Below are 19,625 nucleotides of genomic sequence, written 5' to 3'. Positions count from 1 at the left end.
CGGCGCGCGAAGCAGCAGCAAGCCCAGGACGCCCGGGAGCCGAAGCGGTTCCGGAAAGCCAAGGCGGCCAAGGAGGCCAAGAAGGCCGGACCGGCCGACCGGCCGGACGCGGTAGCGACCGGGCACTCGGCGCGGGAGCGGCGCACCCGGCAGCTCGTGCAGGCGGGCAGCCGCGGCGCGTCGTTCGTCTTCCGGCATCGCGCCGGGAACGCGGCTATCGGGGTCCTGATAGTGGTGGCGGCGGTCCAGTTGTTCGTCCTGCAGGTGACCAACGCGCCGACGCTGCGCGCCCAGGCCGCGGGCCAGCTCAAGGTCACCGACGTCGAGAAGGCGGTGCGTGGCAGCATCGTCGACCGCAACAAGGATCAGCTGGCGTTCACCACCGAGTCGCGCGCATTGACTTTCCAGCCCAAGAGGATTCGCAAGCAACTGGAAGAGGCCAAGAACAAGAACTCGGTGGCCCCCGATCCTCAGCAGCGGCTGCGTGATATCGCCAAGGAGGTCTCCACCCGACTGGGCAACAAGCCGGACTCCGCGACCGTGTTGAAGAAGCTGCAAAGCGACGAGAACTTCGTGTATCTGGCCCGCGCTGTCGACCCGGCCGTCGCGAGCGCCATTTCCGACAAGTACCCCGAAGTCGGTTCGGAGCGACAGGATCTGCGGCAGTATCCCGGTGGGTCGTTGGCGGCCAACATCGTCGGCGGCATCGACTGGGACGGGCACGGTCTGCTGGGCCTGGAGGAGTCCCTGGACTCGGTGCTGTCCGGAACCGACGGCTCTGTCACCTATGACCGGGGATCCGACGGCGTCGTCATCCCCGGCAGTTACCGCAACCGCCACCGGGCGGTCAACGGTTCGATGGTCCAGCTGACCCTCGACGACGACATCCAGTTCTACGTCCAGCAGCAGGTCCAGCAGGCGAAGAATCTCTCGGGCGCGCACAATGTCTCGGCGGTCGTGCTGGACTCGAAGACCGGCGAAGTGCTGGCCATGGCCAACGACAACACCTTTGACCCGTCGCAGGACATCGGGCGTCAGGGTGACAAGCAGCTGGGCAACCTGGCGGTGTCCTCACCGTTCGAGCCCGGCTCGGTGAACAAGGTCATCACCGCGTCGTCGGTGATCGAGTACGGCCTGTCCAATCCCGACGAGGTGCTGCAGGTGCCCGGGTCGATCCAGATGGGCGGGGTGCCCATCCACGACGCGTGGGACCACGGCGTCATGCCCTACACCACCACCGGCGTGTTCGGAAAGTCTTCCAACGTAGGCACTTTGATGCTTGCGCAGCGCGTCGGCCCGGAGCGCTTTTACGACATGGTCCGCAAATTCGGTCTCGGGCAACGCACCAACGTGGGCCTGCCCGGCGAGAGCGCCGGTCTGGTGCCGCCCATCGACCAGTGGTCGGGCAGCACCTTCTCGAACCTGCCCATCGGGCAAGGCCTTTCGATGACGCTGTTGCAGATGGCCGGCATGTACCAGACGATCGCCAACGACGGGGTGCGGATACCGCCGCGGATCGTCAAGGCCACCATCGCGCCCGACGGCACCCGGACGGAAGAACCGCGTCCCGACGGCGTGCGGGTGGTTTCGGCGCAGACGGCCCAGACCGTCCGCAACATGCTGCGCGCCGTCGTGCAACGCGACCCGATGGGTTACCAGCAGGGCACCGGGCCGGCCGCCGCGGTGACGGGCTACCAGATGGCCGGCAAGACGGGTACCGCGCAGCAGATCAATCCGGCCTGCGGCTGCTACTTCGACAACGTCTACTGGATCACGTTCGCCGGTATGGCCACCGTCGACAACCCGCGCTATGTCATCGGCATCATGATGGACAACCCGGATCGCAATGCGGACGGTACGCCCGGCCACTCGGCGGCCCCGCTGTTCCACAACATCGCCGGCTGGCTCATGCAGCGCGAGAATGTGCCGCTCTCGCCCGACCCCGGTCCGCCGCTGACGTTGCAGGCCACCTAGCGGCGATCGCAAGCGCGGCGAAGCCGGGCGCTGCGGGTCGGCGCCATACGGGCTAGCAGCGATCGCAAGCGCGGCGAAGCCGGGCGCTGCGGGTCGGCGCCATACAGGCTAGCGGCGATCGCAAGCGCGGCGAAGCCGGGCGCTGCGGGTCGGCGCCTCCCGGCGGGAACGCCTCGCGGCCGACGCGCCTAGGTAGGGTGTCATGGCCGATCATGAGGACCACGCGGCGTCTGAAGGGAGGTGTGAACAGGTGGTGTCGGTGCCCACTGGTTTGCGGCCCAGCGCCGGCGCTGGCACCCGCCTGCCCGCGCTGGCGGCGCAGGTCGGGGCGGTACTCGCTAACCGCGGCACGGCGGTGCCCGACGTGGCCGTCACCGGTGTCACGCTGCGCGCCCAGGACGTGCGGCCCGGCGACCTGTTCGCCGCGCTGACCGGAACTTCGACGCACGGGGCCCGGTACGCGGCCGAGGCGATCGAGCACGGCGCCGTCGCCATCCTCACCGACGCCGCCGGGGTCGCGGAGATGGGTGCTTCAGCATCGGGCGTTCCGATGCTGGTGCACCCGGCGCCGCGCAGTGTGCTCGGCGCCCTGGCCGCCACGGTGTACGGGAACCCGTCGGAGCGGACGACGGTGGTCGGGATCACCGGAACCTCGGGGAAAACCACCACGACCTATCTCGTCGAATCCGGGCTGCGCGCCGCCGGCCGGACCGCCGGGCTGATCGGCACCATCGGCATCCGCATCGACGGCGCCGACGTTCCGAGCGCGCTGACCACCCCGGAGGCTCCCGCGCTGCAGGCCATGTTCGCGGCGATGGCCGAGCGCGGGGTGGACACCGTCGTCATGGAGGTGTCCAGCCACGCGCTGGCGCTGGGACGGGTGGACGGCACCCGATTCGCGGTGGGCGGTTTCACCAACCTGTCCCGCGACCACCTCGACTTTCACCCCACCATGGCCGACTACTTCGAGGCCAAGGCGAAGCTGTTCGATCCGGCGTCGCCGCTGCGGGCCCGCCGGGTCGTCGTGTGCATCGACGACGATGCCGGACGTGCGATGGCCGCCCGGGCGGGCGACGCGATCACCGTCAGCACCGGCGACCAGCCCGCGCATTGGCGCGCCATGGACGTGACCCCGCTGGGCGCCTGGGGACAGCAGTTCACCGCGATCGACCCGGCCGGCGTGCGCCATCGGGTCGGCATCCGGCTGCCGGGGCATTACAACATCGCCAATTGCCTTGTCGCGCTAGCTATTTTGGACGCGGTGGGGGTGTCACCGGAGCAGGCGGCGCCGGGGCTGCTGGAAACCCGGGTGCCCGGCCGCATGGAAGACATCGACTGCGGCCAGGACTTCCTCGCGCTGGTCGACTACGCCCACAAGCCGGGCGCGCTGCGGGCGGTGCTGACCACGCTGGCGCGTCCGGGGCGCCGGGTGGCGGTGGTGTTCGGCGCCGGCGGCGAGCGCGACCCCGGCAAGCGGGGGCCGATGGGCGCGACGGCGGCCGAGCTGGCCGACCTGGTTGTCGTCACCGACGACAACCCGCGCGGCGAGGACCCCGACGCCATCCGCCGCGAGATCCTGGCCGGGGCGGCCGCGGGCGGCGGTGCGGCCGAGGTGGTCGAGATCGGTGATCGGCGGGCGGCGATCGAACACGCGGTGGCCTGGGCGGGGCGGGGCGACGTGGTCCTGGTGGCGGGCAAAGGCCACGAAACGGGCCAGCGTGTGGCGGGGGAGGTCCGCCCGTTCGACGACCGGGTGGAGCTGGCCCGGGCGCTGAAGGCGCGGCCATGATCGACCTGACCGTCGCGCAGATCGCCGACATCGTGGGCGGCACGCTGGCCGACATCTCGCCGCAGGCCGCCGCCGGGCTCCGCGTCACCGGCACCGTCGAATTCGACTCGCGCGCCGTCGGCCCCGGCGGCCTGTTCCTCGCGCTGCCGGGGGCCCACGCCGACGGGCATGACTACGCGGACGCGGCGGCGGCGGCCGGCGCGGTCGCCGTGCTCGCCGCCCGGCCAGTGGGGGTGCCCGCCATCGTCGTGCCTCCGGCAGCGGCGGCCGGCCGCGCCGACGGCGGCCTGGCCGGGGTGCTCGAACATGACGCCGACGGCTCGGGAGCGGCGGTGCTGGCCGCGCTGGCCAAGCTGGCCAAGGCGGTGGCCGGGGAGCTGGTTGAGGGCGGGATGACCATCGTCGGGATCACCGGTTCGTCGGGAAAGACCTCGACCAAAGACCTGGTGGCCGCGGTGCTCGAGCCGCTGGGCGAGGTGGTGGCCCCGCCCGGGTCGTTCAACAACGAGCTGGGACACCCCTGGACGGTGTTGCGCGCGACCCGCAGCACGGACTACCTGGTTCTCGAGATGTCGGCCCGCCATCCCGGCAATATCGCCGCACTGGCCGAGATCGCCCGGCCGGCGATCGGGGTGGTCCTCAACGTCGGCACCGCCCACCTGGGCGAGTTCGGTTCCCGGGAAGCCATCGCGCGCACCAAATCCGAACTGCCCCAAGCCGTTCCGCCGTCCGGTGTGGTCGTCCTCAACGCCGACGACCCGGTCGTGGCGGCAATGGCCGACGTCACCCGGGCGCGGGTGGTGCGGGTCAGCCGGTCCAGCCACACCGATTCCGGTCCCAGCGACGTCTGGGCGGACGGAGTGTCGCTGGACGAACTGGCCAGGCCCCGCTTTACCCTGCACGCGATGGACAGCGCGGTCGAGGTGCAGCTGGGCGTGTCCGGCGACCATCAGGTCGCCAACGCGCTGTGCGCCGCCGCCGTCGCGCTGCAATGCGGCGCCACCGTCGGGCAGGTCGCGGCCGCGCTGGCGCAGGCCGGGCCGGTGTCGCGGCACCGCATGCACGTGACCACCCGCGCGGACGGTGTCACGGTGATCGACGACGCCTACAACGCCAACCCCGACTCGATGCGGGCCGGGCTGCAGGCGCTGGCCTGGATCGCCCACGGCGCCGGCGGCGACGAAAAGCGCAGGAGCTGGGCGGTGCTGGGCGAAATGGCCGAGCTCGGCGAGGACGCGGTAGCCGAACACGATCGCATCGGCCGGCTGGCCGTGCGCTTAGATGTCTCTCGACTTGTCGTCGTGGGAAGTGGGAGGTCGATGAGCGCCATGCACCACGGAGCGGTCATGGAGGGCTCGTGGGAAGCCTCCGGTGATAGGGGGGTCGTCAACGTGCCCGACGCCGACGCCGCCCTCGCGTTGTTGCGGGCCGAAATACAGCCCGGCGACGTGGTCCTGGTCAAGGCCTCCAACGCGGCCGGGCTGGGCGCGCTGGCCGAAGCGCTGGCTCGTGACGATCGCGAGGGCGGCGAAGCCGAGCGAAGCGGGTCGTCACCATTGAACGAGGGCGGGACGCGCTCGTGAGGCAGATCCTGATCGCCGTGGCCGTCGCGCTCGCGGTGTCAATCCTGTTGACGCCGGCGCTGATTCGGTTGTTCACCCGGCAGGGCTTCGGCCATCACACGCGTGAGGACGGCCCGCCCAGCCATCACGCCAAACGCGGCACGCCGTCGATGGGCGGGGTGGCGATCCTGGCCGGCATCTGGGCGGGTTACCTCGGGACGCACCTGGCCGGGCTGGCGTTCGACGGCGAGGGCGTCTCGGCGTCGGGTCTGCTGGTGCTGGGCCTGGCGACCGTGCTCGGCGGCGTCGGCTTCCTCGACGACCTGATCAAGGTTCGCCGGTCGCGCAATCTCGGCCTGAACAAGACGGCCAAGACCGCCGGGCAGGTCGCCGCCGCGGTGCTGTTCGGGGTGCTCGCGCTGCAGTTCCGCAATGGGAGCGGGCTGACACCGGCCAGCTCGGACCTCTCCTACGTGCGCGAGATCGCCACGGTCACTTTGGCTCCCGGCCTCTTCGTGTTGTTCTGCGTGGTGGTCGTCAGCGCCTGGTCCAACGCGGTCAACTTCACCGACGGCCTCGACGGGCTGGCCGCCGGGTGCATGGCGATGGTCACCGCCGCCTACGTGTTGATCACCTTCTGGCAGTACCGCAACGCCTGCGTCACCGCGCCGGGGCTCGGCTGCTACAACGTGCGGGACCCGCTGGATCTGGCGCTCGTCGCGGCCGCCACCGCGGGCGCCTGCATCGGCTTTTTGTGGTGGAATGCCGCTCCCGCAAAGATTTTCATGGGGGACACCGGATCGCTGGCGCTGGGCGGCATCATCGCGGGCCTGTCGGTGACCAGCCGCACCGAGATCCTCGCCGTCGTGCTGGGGTCGCTGTTCGTCGCCGAGGTCACGTCGGTGGTGCTGCAGATCCTGGCCTTCCGCACCACCGGGCGCCGGGTGTTCCGGATGGCGCCCTTCCACCACCACTTCGAGCTGGCCGGCTGGGCCGAAACCACGGTGATCATCCGCTTCTGGCTGCTCACGGCGATCACCTGCGGTCTGGGCGTAGCCCTTTTCTACGGTGAGTGGCTGGGCGCGATCGGTGCCTGACGTACCCGGGCTCGAGCCCTTGGCGCCGGGCGCGCCGGTGCTGGTGGCCGGCGGCGGTGTCACCGGCAAGGCGGTGCTGGCGGCGCTGGCGCGGTCCGGCGCGGCGCCGACCCTGTGCGACGACGACCCGGCCACGCTGCGGCGCTACGCCGAAGGCGGCGTGGCGATCGTGACCACGTCGGCGGCCACCCAACGCGTTGCGGAGTACGCCTTGGTGGTCACCAGCCCGGGATTTCGGCCGGACACGCCGCTGCTGGTCGCCGCGGCGGCGGCGGGCGTGCCGGTCTGGGGTGACGTGGAATTGGCCTGGCGGCTCGACGCCGCGGGCCGGTACGGGCCGCCGCGCCGCTGGCTGGTGGTGACCGGCACCAACGGCAAGACGACGACGACGTCGATGCTGCACGCCATGCTGACCGCCGCGGGCAGGCGCAGCCTGCTGTGCGGCAATATCGGCGATCCGGTCCTGGATGTGCTGGAAGCGCCCGCCGACCTGCTCGCCGTCGAACTGTCCAGCTTCCAGCTGCACTGGGCGCCCTCGGTGCGGCCCGAGGCGGGCGTCGTCCTCAACATCGCCGAAGACCACCTGGATTGGCACTCCACCATGGCCGAGTACACGGCGGCCAAGGCGAGGGTGCTGGACGGCCGGGTAGCGGTCGTGGGGCTCGACGACTCCCGGGCGGCCGCGTTGCTGGACACCGCCGCGGCCCCGGTGCGCGTCGGCTTCCGGCTCGGCGAGCCGGCGGCGGGCGAGCTGGGCGTGCGCGACGGCCGGCTCATCGACCGCGCCTTCGCCGACGACCTCGCGCTGCTGCCCGTCGAATCGATCCCGGTGCCGGGGCCCGTCGGCATCCTCGACGCGCTGGCCGCGGCGGCGCTGGCGCGCAGCGTTGGTGTGCCGGCCGAGGCGATTGCCCACGCGATCGCGTCCTTCCGGGTGGGCCGGCACCGGGCCGAGGTGGTCGCGGTCGCCGACGGAGTCACCTACGTCGACGACTCCAAGGCCACCAACCCGCACGCCGCCGAGGCGTCCGTGCTGGCCTACCCGCGTGTGGTGTGGGTGGCCGGCGGCTTGCTCAAGGGCGCCTCGGTGGACGCCGAGGTCGCCAGGATGGCCCCCCGGCTGGTCGGCGCCGTGCTCATCGGCCGAGATCGCGAAGAGGTTGCAGAGGCGTTATCGCGACACGCGCCGGATGTCCCCGTCGTCCAGGTTGTGACAGGCGAGGATGCTGATATGAATGCGACGGCTGTGGTTGTTGGTGCTGGTGTGACAGAAGTGAAACACTCGGGCGGGGATCTCGGCTATTCGGTCATGACCGCGGCGGTGGCCGCGGCCCGCGACCTTGCCCGGCCCGGGGATACGGTGCTGCTGGCGCCGGCCGGCGCCTCGTTCGACCAGTTCAGCGGGTACGCCGACCGCGGCGACGCGTTCGCCGCCGCCGTCCGCGCGACCACCCGGTAGGCGGGCGTGGGCAATCCGCTGGCCCGGCTGAGACGCCGCGGCAAAGCAACCGAAGCGACCCACGACACCGCGGCGGCCGAGCCTGGCGGGCCCGACGCCGACGAGGCCGATGAGGCCACGGGCCCGGAAAGCACCACCGGCGCGTCGGAGGCCAAGCCGGCCGCAAAAGCACAGGCCAAAGCCGAAGAGCGCAACCGGTTCGGCGCCTGGCTGAGTCGGCCCATGACCTCCTTCCACCTGATCATCGCGGTGACCGGGCTGCTGACCACGCTCGGTCTGATCATGGTGCTGTCGGCGTCGGGCGTGCGGTCCTACGACGCCGACGGGTCGGCGTGGGTGATCTTCGGAAAGCAGGTGTTGTGGACGGTGATCGGCCTGATCGCCTGCTACGCCTCGCTGCGCATGTCGGTGCGGTTCATCCGCCGCGTCGCCTTCACCGGCTACGTCGTCACCGTCATCCTGTTGGTGCTCGTGCTGGTGCCGGGCATCGGAAACCTGGCCAACGGGTCGCGGAAGTGGTTCGTCGTAGCCGGCTTCTCCATGCAGCCCTCCGAGCTGGCGAAGATCGCCTTCGCGATCTGGGGCGCGCATCTGCTGGCGGCCCGCCGGGGGGAGCGGGCCTCGCTGCGCGAGATGCTCATCCCGCTGGTGCCCGCCGCGGTCATCGCGCTGGCGCTGATCGTGGCGCAGCCCGACCTGGGGCAGACGGTCTCGCTGGGCATCATCCTGCTGGCGCTGCTGTGGTACGCCGGGCTGCCGTTGCGCGTCTTCGCCACCTCGCTGCTGGCCGTCTTCATGGCCGGGGCGGTCCTGGCCATGTCCGCGGGTTACCGCTCGGACCGGGTGAAGTCATGGATGAACCCCGAGAACGACCCCATGGACACCGGCTACCAGGCCCGCCAGGCGAAGTTCGCCCTGGCCCACGGCGGCATATTCGGCGACGGCCTGGGGCAGGGCGTGGCCAAGTGGAACTACCTGCCCAACGCCCACAACGACTTCATCTTCGCGATCATCGGCGAGGAGCTGGGCTTCGTCGGCGCGTTCGGCCTGCTGGTCCTGTTCGGGTTGTTCGCCTACACCGGGATGCGCATCGCCCGGCGCTCGGCCGATCCGTTCCTGCGGCTCCTAACCGCCACCACGACGATGTGGGTGCTGGGTCAGGCGTTCATCAACATCGGTTACGTGATCGGCATCCTGCCCGTCACCGGTATTCAGCTGCCGCTCATCTCCGCAGGTGGAACTTCCACGGCGGCAACGCTTTTCATGATCGGGATCATGGCCAACGGGGCCCGTCACGAACCCGAGGCGGTGGCCGCCCTGCGCGCCGGGCGCGACGACAAGGTGAACCGGTTCCTGCGGCTCCCGTTGCCCCAGCCGTACGCGCCGACCCGGCTGGAGTCGTTCCGCGACCGCAAGCGCGGCGGCAAGCAACCGGCCAAGGGCGCCCCGTCGCGCGCCGGCACGCGCAAGGCCGCCCAGGCGCCCGCCCGCAAGCCCTCCCGCAAGGCACCCCATAAGGCAGACGAACCCCTGCGGCCGGCGTTCTCCCGCACAGCCGGTCGGCCGGCCCGCAGGGCGGTGCATCATGGATCTGGCCAGCGGTATGCCGGCCAGCGTCGGGCACGGCGCGCTCGCGCATTGGAAGGTCAGCGTTACGGGTGAACGACACGGTCAGCAAGCCGGCCGGCGGGCTGGGGGTTTGCCCCCAGCCCGCCGGTGCCACGTTGTCGGCTCTTAAGCCGCTGAAGCCACTGTCGGTCGTGCTGGCCGGCGGGGGCACCGCCGGCCACGTGGAGCCCGCGATGGCGGTGGCCGACGCGCTCAGCGCGCTCGATCCGCAGGTGCGCATCACCGCGCTGGGCACCCACCGCGGGCTGGAGACCCGGCTCGTGCCCGAGCGCGGTTACCACCTCGAGCTGATCACGCCGGTGCCGCTGCCGCGCAAGCCCAGCAGCGACCTGGCGCGGCTCCCCCCCCGGGTGTGGCGCGCGGTCCGGGAGGTCCGCGCTGTGCTCGACGCCGTCGATGCGGACGTCATCATCGGTTTCGGCGGATACGTGGCCCTACCGGCGTACCTGGCCGCCCGCGGGATTCCCCGCGGCCTCGGCCGCAGGCGCCGCGTCCCGGTGCTGATCCACGAAGCCAACGCCAGCGCCGGGCTGGCCAACCGGGTCGGCGCCCGCCGTGCCGACCGGGTGCTCTCCGCGGTGCCCGATTGCGGGCTCCCGCGCGCCGAGGTGGTCGGGATCCCGGTGCGTGAGGCCATCACCTCGCTGGACCGCGCGGCCCTGCGCGCCGAGGCGCGCATGCACTTCGGCTTCGCCGACGACGCGCGGGTGTTGCTGGTGTTCGGTGGCTCGCAGGGCGCCGTATCGCTGAACCGGGCCGTGTCCGGCGCCGCGGCCGACCTGGCCGCCGCGGGCGTGTCGGTACTGCACGCGCACGGACCGAAAAACACCCTCGAGCTGCGACAGAGCCAACCCGGCGACCCGCCCTACGTGGCGGTGCCCTATCTGGATCGGATGGACCTGGCCTATGCCGCCGCCGACCTGGCGATCTGCCGGTCGGGCGCCATGACCGTCGCCGAGGTCTCGGCGGTCGGCTTGCCCGCGATCTACGTGCCGCTGCCGATCGGCAACGGCGAGCAGCGGCTCAACGCCCTGCCGGTGGTCAATGCCGGGGGCGGCATGGTGGTCGCCGACGCCGCCTTGACGCCGGAACTGGTCGCCCGCGAGGTGGCCGGGCTGCTCAACGACCCGTCGCGGCTGGCGGCGATGACGGCGGCCGCCGCGCGCGTGGGGCACCCCGACGCGGCGCGCCAGGTGGCACAGGCGGCGCTGGACATCGCCAGGAAGGCAGCGGCGGGAGGGCGACGGTGAACGCCGAACAACTCCCGCCCGAGCTGCAACGGGTGCACATGGTGGGCATCGGGGGAGCCGGCATGTCGGGTATCGCCCGCATCCTGCTGGACCGCGGCGCGCTGGTATCCGGGTCGGACGCCAAGGAGTCGCGTGGCGTGCACGCGTTGCGGGCCCGGGGCGCGTCGATCCGCATCGGCCACGACGTGTCGTCGCTCGACCTGTTGCCGGGTGGCCCCACGTCGGTGATCACCACCCATGCCGCCATCCCGAAGACCAACCCCGAACTGGTCGAGGCCCGGCGCCGCGGCATCCCGGTGCTCCTGCGGCCGGCGGTGCTGGCCCGGCTGATGGACGGGCGCACCACGCTGATGGTCACCGGCACCCACGGCAAGACGACGACGACGTCGATGTTGATCGTCGCGCTGCAGCACTGCGGACGCGACCCGTCCTTCGCGGTCGGCGGCGAGATGGGGGAGGCCGGAACCAACGCGCATCACGGCAGCGGCACCTGCTTCGTGGCCGAAGCCGACGAAAGCGACGGCTCGCTGCTGGAGTACACGCCCAACGTCGCGGTGGTCACCAACATCGAGGCCGATCACCTGGACTTCTACGGCACCGCCGACGCCTACGTCGGGGTGTTCGACGCCTTTGTGGAGCGGCTCGCCCCGGGGGGAGCGCTGGTGGTGTGCGTCGATGACCCGGGCGCCGCCGCGCTGGCGAAGCGCACCGCCGAGTTGGGAATCCGGGTGCTGCGCTACGGATCCGCGCCGAACCAGGACCCGGACCAGGACTCCGCCGCCACCCTGTTGTCCTGGGAGCAGCAGGGCACCGAAGCGGTCGCGCACATCCAGCTGGCGGGCGAAACGTATCCCCGGGTGATGCGGCTGTCGGTGCCCGGGCGGCACATGGCGCTCAACGCGCTGGGCGCGCTGCTGGCGGCGATCGAGATCGGCGCCCCGGTCGACGCCGTGCTCGACGGGCTGGCCGGCTTCGAGGGGGTGCGCCGCCGGTTCGAGCTCGTGGGCAACGCCGGGTCGGTGCGCGTCTTCGACGACTACGCCCACCATCCCACCGAGATCAGCGCCACGCTGGGGGCGGTCCGCACGGTCCTCGAGCAGAGCGGCGGCGGCCGCAGCCTGGTGGTGTTTCAGCCCCATTTGTATTCGCGCACAAAAGAATTCGCCGCAGAGTTCGGTCGTGCGCTGGACGCTGCCGACGAGGTGTTCGTCCTGGACGTCTACGGCGCACGCGAGCAACCGCTCGCCGGTGTCAGCGGCGCCAGCGTCGCCGAGCACGTCAGCGTGCCGGTGCGCTACCTGCCCAACTTCTCCACCGTCGCCGAGCAGGTGGCCGCGGCGGCCGGCCCCGGCGACGTCATCGTCACCATGGGCGCGGGCGACGTCACCCTGCTGGGGCCGGAGATCGTGACCGCGCTGCGGGCCAAGGACAACCGCAGCGCACCGGGGCGGCGGGGGTGATGCGATGACCCCGTCGAACGACGATGCGGGCAACCTGGACGTGGGTGAGCCGGCCGGGGAGGACGTCACCGAGCCGCTCTTCGTCGGGGGCCCCGAGGCCGAAAACCCGGTCACCCCGGAGGAATTCGAGGGACCGCGCCGGCGGGCCCGCCGCGAACGAGCCGAGCGCCGCGCCGCGCAGGAGCGAGCCACCGCCATCGAGGAGGCCCGTCGGGAGGCCAAACGCCGGGTCAGCGGACGCACGGTCGATGCGCCCAAACCCGTCGCGCGGGGCGTGGTCCGTGGCTTGAAGATGCTGCTGGTGACGGTGTTGCTGGTCGTCCTCGGCGTCGGGCTCGCGCTGATCCTCTATTTCACGCCCGCGATGTCGGCCCGCAACATCGTCGTAATCGGCACCGGGGTGGTGACCCGGGAAGAGGTGCTGGACGCGGCGCGGGTGCGGCCGGGGACGCCGCTGCTGCAGATCAACACCAACCAGGTCGCCGACCGGGTGGCGGCGATCCGCCGGGTGGCCAGCGCGCGGGTGCAGCGGCAGTATCCGTCGGCGCTGCGCATCACCATCGTCGAGCGAGTTCCGGTGGCGGTGAAGGACTTTCCGGACGGCCCGCACCTCTTCGACCGTGACGGCGTCGACTTCGCGACCGGGCCGCCGCCGCCGGCGCTGCCGTACCTCGACGTCGCCGATCCCGGCCCCAACGACCCGGCGACCAAGGCCGCGCTGCAGGTGCTGACCGCGCTGCGGCCCGAGGTCGCGGGTCAGGTGGGCCGGGTCGCGGCCCCCTCGGTAGCCTCGATCACGCTCACGTTGGGCGACGGCCGCGTCGTCATCTGGGGGACAACCGATCGCACCGACGAGAAGGCCGAGAAGCTCGCCGCGCTGCTGACCCAGCCCGGGCGGACCTACGACGTCTCGAGCCCAGACCTCCCCACGGTGAAGTAGCTCATAGCCCGGCGTGTGACCGCTGTAACAGAAAAAATTTGCGGGCCGCGCGTCGGCGCGCCTGCGAGGTTAGCGCGCGCCGTACCCATACCGTTCTGGTTGCGCGGGACTACTTGACATAACTCTAACTCTATGGTTGAGGTTGAGGGTTTGCCAGGAAAGTCCGCGGACGCTCGGGAGGAAACCCGTCGCGCACAACTGAGCCCACCAGGGAGGAAAACGAATGATGACCCCCCCGCATAACTACCTGGCCGTCATCAAGGTCGTGGGTATCGGTGGCGGCGGCGTCAACGCCGTGAACCGAATGATCGAGCAGGGCCTCAAGGGCGTGGAGTTCATCGCGATCAACACCGACGCGCAGGCGCTGTTGATGAGCGATGCCGACGTCAAGCTCGACGTCGGCCGCGACTCGACCCGCGGGCTGGGCGCCGGGGCGGACCCGGAGGTCGGCCGCAAGGCCGCCGAAGACGCCAAGGACGAGATCGAGGAGCTGCTGCGCGGGGCGGACATGGTGTTCGTCACCGCCGGCGAGGGCGGCGGGACGGGCACCGGCGGCGCGCCCGTCGTGGCCAGCATCGCGCGCAAGCTGGGCGCGCTGACCGTCGGCGTGGTCACCCGGCCGTTCTCGTTCGAGGGCAAGCGGCGCGGCAACCAGGCCGAGAGCGGCATCTCCGCGCTGCGCGAGAGCTGCGACACCCTGATCGTGATCCCCAACGACCGGCTGCTGCAGATGGGCGACGCCGCGGTGTCCCTGATGGACGCCTTCCGCAGCGCCGACGAGGTACTGCTCAACGGTGTCCAGGGCATCACCGACCTGATCACCACGCCCGGCCTGATCAACGTCGACTTCGCCGACGTCAAAGGCATCATGTCCGGCGCGGGCACGGCCCTGATGGGCATCGGCTCCGCCCGCGGCGAAGGGCGCTCGCTCAAGGCCGCCGAGATCGCGATCAACTCACCGCTGCTAGAAGCGTCAATGGAGGGCGCCCATGGCGTCCTGATGTCCATCGCCGGCGGCAGCGACCTGGGCCTGTTCGAGATCAACGAGGCGGCCTCGCTGGTGCAGGACGCCGCCCACCAGGACGCCAACATCATCTTCGGCACGGTCATCGACGATTCGCTGGGTGACGAGGTGCGCGTCACCGTCATCGCGGCGGGCTTCGACGCCGCCGGCGCCGGCCGCAAGCCGGTGGTGGGTGGCGCGACCGGGGAGAAGGGCGGGGCTCACCGGATCGAGTCGGCGAAGGCCGGCAAGCTCAGCTCGACCCTGTTCGAACCCGTCGACGCCGTCAGCGTGCCCGTCCACACCAACGGAGCCACCCTGAATATCGGCGGTGACGACGACGACGTCGACGTGCCGCCGTTCATGCGCCGCTGAGGGTCTCGATTTGCTTGCCAGTGCGCGACGAACCGGCCGCGACCGGATGGCGCTGCCCGCTGGCAGGCGGTGCACTCCGGATACTGAAAAGGTGAGCGTACGCATCCGGCGGGTGACTACCAGTCGCGCGGGCGGTGTCTCGGGACCACCGTTCGACAGCTTCAACCTGGGCGACCACGTCGGTGACGATCCGGCGGCGGTGGCCGCCAACCGAAACCGGCTGGCCACCGCCATCGGCCTGGGCCCGGACCGCGTGGTGTGGATGAACCAGGTGCACGGCGATCGGGTCGAGGTGGTCGACGGGCCCCAGAGCGCCGTCGACCACACCGACGCGCTGGTGACCAGCACCCCGCGACTGGCGCTGGCGGTGGTGAGCGCCGACTGTGTGCCGGTGCTGTTGGCCGACGCGCGCGCCGGCGTGGCCGCGGCGGTGCATGCGGGCCGCGTCGGCGCCCAGCTCGGGGTGGTGGCCCGCACCGTGGAGGCGATGCTGGCGCTCGGCGCGCACGCCGAGGACATCTCGGCCCTGCTGGGCCCGGCGGTCAGTGGGCGCAACTACGAGGTGCCCGCGGCCATGGCCGACGAGGTGGAGGCCGCGTTGCCCGGCAGCCGCACCACCACCGCGGCGGGCACCCCAGGACTTGACCTTCGGGCCGGAATCGCTTGCCAGCTAAAGCAATTGGGCGTCACGGCCATCGACATCGATCCACGGTGCACGGTGGAAGACCCGACGTTGTTCAGTCACCGCCGGGACGCCCCCACCGGGCGGCTGGCCTCCCTGGTGTGGATGGAGTGACCGCGATGGCGGGTCGGGCGCCGGAGGGTCACAGCGACCGTGAAACGGAATTGACACACGCATTGGCGGCGGTGCGTTCGCGTCTTGCGGCCGCCGCGGAAGCGGCCGGTCGCAATGTCGGTGAAATCGAACTTCTGCCGATTACCAAATTCTTCCCAGCAACCGATGTCGTGACTTTGTCGCGATTGGGTTGCCGCGCCGTCGGCGAATCGCGGGATCAGGAAGCGTCGGCAAAAGTGAGCGAAGTCACCAAACTTTTAGCGGCCTCGTCGCGGGCGGCGGGGCCGACACCGCGCTGGCACATGGTGGGCCACATTCAGCGAAACAAAGCCCGATCGGTCGCCCGCTGGGCGCACACCACCCACTCGGTGGACAGCTCACACCTCGTCAACGCGCTCGATCGGGGCGTGTCGGCGGCGCTGGCCGAAGGCCGCCGCGCCGATCCGATGCGGGTCTACGTTCAGGTCAGCCTCGACGGCGACGAGACGCGGGGAGGCGTCGACATCTCGGCGCCCGGAGCGGTCGACCAGTTGTGCGCGCAGGCCGAGGACGCGAAGTGCCTGGAACTGGCCGGTCTGATGGCCATTCCGCCGCTGGGCTCGAATCCCGATGCGGCCTTCGAACGCCTGCGGACCGAGCACCTGCGCGTCCTGGAATCCCATCCGAACGCCGTCGGCCTCTCCGCCGGGATGTCCGACGATTTCGAAATCGCCGTCAAACACGGATCGACGTGTGTGCGTGTCGGTACCGCGCTATTGGGTCCCCGGCCGCTACCGTCACCGTATTAAGTCACTGTAGTCACATCTTCATCACTGACACCAACCATCAGGGGCTAGAAGGGGTCAACGCAATGAGCACACTGCACAAAGTCAAGGCCTATTTCGGTATGGCCCCGATGGACGACTACGACGACGAGTATTACGACGACCACGCTCCCTCCCGCGGTTTTCCGCGGCCCCGTTTCGACGACGGGTACGGCCGTTACGAGGGGCGTGACTATGACGACCCGCGCGAGCCCGCCGACTACGCGCCGCCGAGCGGCTACCGCGGCGGCTACGGCGAGGAGTCGCGCTACGGCGCCGTCCACCCCCGCGAGTTCGAGCGGCCCGAGCTGGGCAGGCCGCGCTTCGGGTCGTGGTTGCGCAACTCCACCCGCGGCGCGCTGGCGATGGACCCGCGCCGGATGGCGATGATGTTCGAAGAGGGGCACCCGCTCTCGAAGATCACCACGCTGCGGCCGAAGGACTACAGCGAGGCCCGCACCATCGGTGAGCGGTTCCGCGACGGCACTCCGGTCATCATGGACCTAGTGTCCATGGACAACGCCGACGCGAAGCGGCTCGTCGACTTCGCGGCCGGCCTGGCCTTCGCGTTGCGCGGCTCCTTCGACAAGGTGGCGACCAAGGTTTTCCTGCTGTCGCCCGCCGACGTCGACGTGTCCCCGGAGGAGCGTCGCCGGATCGCCGAAACCGGTTTCTACGCTTACCAATAACCCCTGATCGGGCGGCGCCGCTGCGGCGGCCGGGCCGGCTGAGATGTGGCCAGGCGCCCGGAGTCGGTACGCTGGCAGGCGCCGCGAAAGCCCGCGGCGCTTGACATCTCATCGGTAAGGTCGGGGCTCTTCAGTTGGTGCTGTTCTTTCAGATCCTTGGGTTTGCGCTGTTCATCTTCTGGCTGCTGCTCATCGCCCGGGTCGTCGTCGAGTTCATTCGCTCGTTCAGCCGTGACTGGCACCCCACCGGCATCACGGTGGTGATCCTCGAGATCATCATGTCGATCACCGATCCGCCCGTGAAATTGCTGCGGCGGCTGATCCCACAGCTCACCATCGGGGCGGTCCGTTTCGACCTGTCCATCATGGTGCTGTTGCTGGTCGCGTTCATCGGCATGCAGCTGGCCTTCGGCGCCGCGGCCTAAACCTGTTCCGGGCCGCTTCCGGCCCGTCGGGGCGGGAGCCGCCTGCCGGGTGGGAGACGGTTCGGCCACGTTTTAGCCTCGGTTTGGCGCCTGCGATTTAAAAATTCTAAGGTTTCGGATTTTATTGCCCTCAGTGTTTGAAATTGGTTCTTATTTATTGGCCTAAACAGCAACGGTCGCGCCTGGTGTGACAGGATGGACGGCAGTTGCACGACGGCTACCACTGCGTTCTAGACTTTGCAGAACGTTAGACAGGAACTTGAGGGGACGAAACAATGCCGCTTACACCAGCCGACGTCCACAATGTGGCGTTCAGTAAGCCACCGATCGGCAAGCGGGGCTACAACGAAGACGAGGTCGATGCCTTCCTCGATCTGGTGGAGGCCGAGCTGACGCGGCTCATCGAAGAGAACAGCGATCTGCGTCAGCGGATCGAGGAGCTGGACCAGGAGCTTGCTGCCGGCGGTGGCGTCAGCGCCGCTCCCGCGGCCGCGCCCACCCAGGCGATCCCCGTCCCCGAGCCGGAGCCGGCGCCCAAGGCGGCACCGGTCGCCGCACCCGCCGCCGCGGCTGCCCCCACGCAGGCGAGCAACGAGGAACAGGCCATGAAGGCCGCTCGGGTGTTGAGCCTGGCCCAGGACACCGCCGACCGGCTGACCAGCACCGCCAAGGCGGAGTCGGAGAAGATGCTGGCTGACGCCCGCGCCAATGCCGACCAGATCCTCACCGAGGCCCGCCAGACCGCCGAGACGACGGTTACCGAGGCCCGGCAGCGCGCCGACGCGATGCTCGCGGATGCGCAAACGCGCTCCGAAACCCAGCTGCGTCAGGCCCAGGAGAAGGCCGACGCCCTGCAGGCCGACGCCGAACGCAAGCACTCCGAGATCATGGGCACGATCAACCAGCAGCGCACCGTCCTCGAAGGCCGCCTCGAGCAACTGCGCACCTTCGAACGCGAATACCGGACCCGCCTGAAGACCTACCTGGAATCGCAGCTGGAGGAGCTCGGCCAGCGCGGATCGGCGGCCCCAGTCGACTCCAGCGCCGACGCCGGCGGATTCGACCAATTCAACCGGGGGAACAACTAGCCCCACAGGCGTGCCGGACACTCGCCAAGCTGCGCGGTTGGCACACTAGACCTGCACACGAACTGGCTGTCCCGCTCGCCGCTTGGAGGATGACCGATGCTGATCATTGCGCTGGTGCTGGCCCTGGTCGGGCTCGTCGCGTTGGTGTTCGCCGTGGTCACGAGCAACGAGTTGGTGGCCTGGGTGTGCATCGGCGCCAGCGTGCTCGGCGTGGTGCTGTTGATCATCGACGCGCTGCAGGAGCGCCAGCGACGCGATGCGGGCGGCCCGGCCCAGCACGAGGACGAGGCCCAGGCCGAGCCGAGCGACGAGGCCGTCGACTATCCCGAGGACGCCCCCCGCGAACCGTCGGGGGAAGCCGACACCCGGCCACCCTCCGAGGCCACCGAGGAGTCGGCGGTGTCCGCCGAGGGCCGTGGCGACGAGGCCGCCAAGTAGCACTCAGCCGGTGGGCATGGCGAGCGTTTCGCGCACCTCGTCGTCGCTGACCTGGTGAAAATCGCCGTACACCTGGCCGACGGCCTCGAACCCGGGCGGCATCGTCAGGCACACCACCTCGTCGGCCTCGAGTCCGAGCTCCCGGCAAGTCGACGGCGGTCCGACCGGGACCGCGACAATGATCTTCTTGGGCGTTGAGCCGGGATCGCCGGCTCGCACCGCTCGGACGGCGGCCAGCATGCTGGCCCCGGTGGCGATCCCGTCGTCGACCAAGATCACCACCTTGTCGCGCAACTCGGCCATTGGGCGCCCGCCCCGATACGCGGCCTCGCGGCGGGCGAGTTCGGCCGTCTCGCTCTCGATCACCTCGCGGACCTGGTCGTCGGTGATGCGCAGGCTGGATATCACGTCGTTGTTCATCACGACGCCACCGCCGCTGGAGACCGCGCCCATCGCGAGCTCCGACCAGTGCGGCACCCCGAGCTTGCGGACCAGGAACACATCCAGGGGCGCGTGCAGCGCCGCGGCGATCTCCCACGCCACCGGGACGCCGCCGCGGGCCAGTCCCAAGACCAGCACGTCATCGCGGTCGCGATAGGACATCAACTGCTCGGCGAGCGCGCGACCGGCGGGGCCAGAACGCCCCGGGAGAAACCCGGGTTCGCTGAGCGGTGCGGCCGCTACCAAAGCCCGTAGGCTGGAACGCGACCGATGACACCCGATGGATTCCTCCGGCGCACTGCGACGCGCGCGTTCCGCGACCGTCGCGAGGCCGGTCGCGCGCTCGCCGAGCAGTTGATGTCCTATCGCGACCGCGATGACGTGCTGGTCTTGGGACTGGCCCGCGG

17 protein-coding genes and 1 pseudogene are annotated in these 19,625 nt (G+C 70.5%); 17 read left to right on the top strand and 1 reads right to left on the bottom strand.

Going from position 1 to position 19,625, the window contains the following annotated elements:
* The 16 genes from A5678_RS16315 to A5678_RS16240 form a co-directional block, all read left to right on the top strand.
* Positions 1-1,974, top strand: a 1,974-nt coding sequence (locus tag A5678_RS16315; RefSeq protein ID WP_156746937.1) for a penicillin-binding protein 2, incomplete at its 5' end; no start/stop codon positions are given.
* A 202-nt stretch (positions 1,975-2,176) separates the two neighbouring features.
* Entirely contained in the window at positions 2,177-3,763 is a 1,587-nt protein-coding gene (locus A5678_RS16310; RefSeq protein ID WP_068044136.1) for a UDP-N-acetylmuramoyl-L-alanyl-D-glutamate--2,6-diaminopimelate ligase, read from the top strand.
* Entirely contained in the window at positions 3,760-5,346 is a 1,587-nt protein-coding gene (gene murF, locus A5678_RS16305; RefSeq protein ID WP_068044133.1) for a UDP-N-acetylmuramoyl-tripeptide--D-alanyl-D-alanine ligase, read from the top strand. The genes A5678_RS16310 and murF overlap by 4 nt, the downstream gene beginning before the upstream one ends.
* The gene (mraY, locus tag A5678_RS16300) at positions 5,343-6,422 is read left to right on the top strand and encodes a phospho-N-acetylmuramoyl-pentapeptide-transferase (protein ID WP_068044131.1); all 1,080 of its coding nucleotides are present in this window, start codon (positions 5,343-5,345) and stop codon (positions 6,420-6,422) included. Before murF ends, mraY begins: the two co-directional genes overlap by 4 nt.
* Positions 6,415-7,881 carry a UDP-N-acetylmuramoyl-L-alanine--D-glutamate ligase gene (gene murD, locus A5678_RS16295; protein WP_156746936.1) on the top strand — a complete coding sequence of 489 codons (1,467 nt, stop codon included), beginning with the start codon at positions 6,415-6,417 and terminating at the stop codon, positions 7,879-7,881. Before mraY ends, murD begins: the two co-directional genes overlap by 8 nt.
* Positions 7,882-7,887: 6 nt before the next feature.
* Positions 7,888-9,543, top strand: a complete 1,656-nt coding sequence (ftsW, locus tag A5678_RS16290; RefSeq protein WP_068044127.1) for a putative lipid II flippase FtsW — start codon at positions 7,888-7,890, stop codon at positions 9,541-9,543.
* Positions 9,540-10,760 carry an undecaprenyldiphospho-muramoylpentapeptide beta-N-acetylglucosaminyltransferase gene (gene murG / locus A5678_RS16285; RefSeq protein ID WP_068044126.1) on the top strand — a complete coding sequence of 407 codons (1,221 nt, stop codon included), beginning with the start codon at positions 9,540-9,542 and terminating at the stop codon, positions 10,758-10,760. The genes ftsW and murG overlap by 4 nt, the downstream gene beginning before the upstream one ends.
* The gene (gene murC / locus A5678_RS16280) at positions 10,757-12,220 is read left to right on the top strand and encodes a UDP-N-acetylmuramate--L-alanine ligase (RefSeq protein WP_068044124.1); all 1,464 of its coding nucleotides are present in this window, start codon (positions 10,757-10,759) and stop codon (positions 12,218-12,220) included. Before murG ends, murC begins: the two co-directional genes overlap by 4 nt.
* A 4-nt stretch (positions 12,221-12,224) precedes the next feature.
* Complete coding sequence (locus A5678_RS16275) at positions 12,225-13,160, top strand: cell division protein FtsQ/DivIB (protein WP_068044122.1); 936 nt, start codon at positions 12,225-12,227, stop codon at positions 13,158-13,160.
* A 226-nt stretch (positions 13,161-13,386) separates the two neighbouring features.
* Positions 13,387-14,538 (top strand): cell division protein FtsZ, encoded by a 1,152-nt coding sequence (gene ftsZ, locus A5678_RS16270; protein WP_068044120.1) that lies wholly within the window; start codon positions 13,387-13,389, stop codon positions 14,536-14,538.
* 91 nt (positions 14,539-14,629) lie between these two features.
* On the top strand, positions 14,630-15,334 hold the full coding sequence (pgeF, locus tag A5678_RS16265; protein WP_068044119.1) for a peptidoglycan editing factor PgeF: 705 nt from the start codon (positions 14,630-14,632) through the stop codon (positions 15,332-15,334).
* A gap of 5 nt (positions 15,335-15,339) precedes the next feature.
* Positions 15,340-16,122, top strand: coding sequence for a YggS family pyridoxal phosphate-dependent enzyme (locus A5678_RS16260; protein WP_068044117.1), 783 nt, complete (start codon positions 15,340-15,342; stop codon positions 16,120-16,122).
* Positions 16,123-16,184: 62 nt separating this feature from the next.
* Positions 16,185-16,826: a cell division protein SepF gene (locus A5678_RS16255; RefSeq protein ID WP_068044116.1), complete on the top strand. Its 642-nt coding sequence runs from the start codon at positions 16,185-16,187 to the stop codon at positions 16,824-16,826.
* 134 nt (positions 16,827-16,960) lie between these two features.
* On the top strand, positions 16,961-17,251 hold the full coding sequence (locus A5678_RS16250; RefSeq protein ID WP_007170773.1) for a YggT family protein: 291 nt from the start codon (positions 16,961-16,963) through the stop codon (positions 17,249-17,251).
* Between the two features lie 275 nt (positions 17,252-17,526).
* Positions 17,527-18,339, top strand: coding sequence for a DivIVA domain-containing protein (locus tag A5678_RS16245; protein ID WP_068044114.1), 813 nt, complete (start codon positions 17,527-17,529; stop codon positions 18,337-18,339).
* A 96-nt stretch (positions 18,340-18,435) separates the two neighbouring features.
* Complete coding sequence (locus A5678_RS16240) at positions 18,436-18,777, top strand: hypothetical protein (RefSeq protein ID WP_068044112.1); 342 nt, start codon at positions 18,436-18,438, stop codon at positions 18,775-18,777.
* A gap of 3 nt (positions 18,778-18,780) precedes the next feature.
* On the opposite strand, the gene A5678_RS16235 is transcribed toward A5678_RS16240, so the two are convergent.
* Positions 18,781-19,464 carry a phosphoribosyltransferase gene (locus A5678_RS16235; protein ID WP_068044110.1) on the bottom strand — a complete coding sequence of 228 codons (684 nt, stop codon included), beginning with the start codon at positions 19,462-19,464 and terminating at the stop codon, positions 18,781-18,783.
* A gap of 24 nt (positions 19,465-19,488) precedes the next feature.
* Here A5678_RS16235 and A5678_RS16230 point away from each other — a divergent pair.
* Positions 19,489-19,625 (top strand): annotated as a pseudogene (locus tag A5678_RS16230) (phosphoribosyltransferase); the annotation flags it as partial.

The sequence above is a fragment of the Mycobacterium sp. E2733 genome, from assembly GCF_001667585.1.
Classification (GTDB): Bacteria; Actinomycetota; Actinomycetes; order Mycobacteriales; family Mycobacteriaceae; genus Mycobacterium.
Note: the sequence above shows the minus strand (reverse complement) of the source record. Positions and strands in the feature narration are given on the sequence as shown.

What these genes read in the sequence shown, in the direction of transcription:
- A5678_RS16310 (WP_068044136.1), top strand. Translation starts at nt 2,177, where the DNA reads ATGGCCGATCATGAGGACCACGCGGCGTCTGAAGGGAGGTGTGAACAG.
- murF (WP_068044133.1), top strand. Translation starts at nt 3,760, where the DNA reads ATGATCGACCTGACCGTCGCGCAGATCGCCGACATCGTGGGCGGCACG.
- A5678_RS16275 (WP_068044122.1), top strand. Translation starts at nt 12,225, where the DNA reads ATGACCCCGTCGAACGACGATGCGGGCAACCTGGACGTGGGTGAGCCG.
- ftsZ (WP_068044120.1), top strand. Translation starts at nt 13,387, where the DNA reads ATGACCCCCCCGCATAACTACCTGGCCGTCATCAAGGTCGTGGGTATC.
- A5678_RS16260 (WP_068044117.1), top strand. Translation starts at nt 15,340, where the DNA reads ATGGCGGGTCGGGCGCCGGAGGGTCACAGCGACCGTGAAACGGAATTG.
- A5678_RS16255 (WP_068044116.1), top strand. Translation starts at nt 16,185, where the DNA reads ATGAGCACACTGCACAAAGTCAAGGCCTATTTCGGTATGGCCCCGATG.
- A5678_RS16245 (WP_068044114.1), top strand. Translation starts at nt 17,527, where the DNA reads ATGCCGCTTACACCAGCCGACGTCCACAATGTGGCGTTCAGTAAGCCA.
- A5678_RS16240 (WP_068044112.1), top strand. Translation starts at nt 18,436, where the DNA reads ATGCTGATCATTGCGCTGGTGCTGGCCCTGGTCGGGCTCGTCGCGTTG.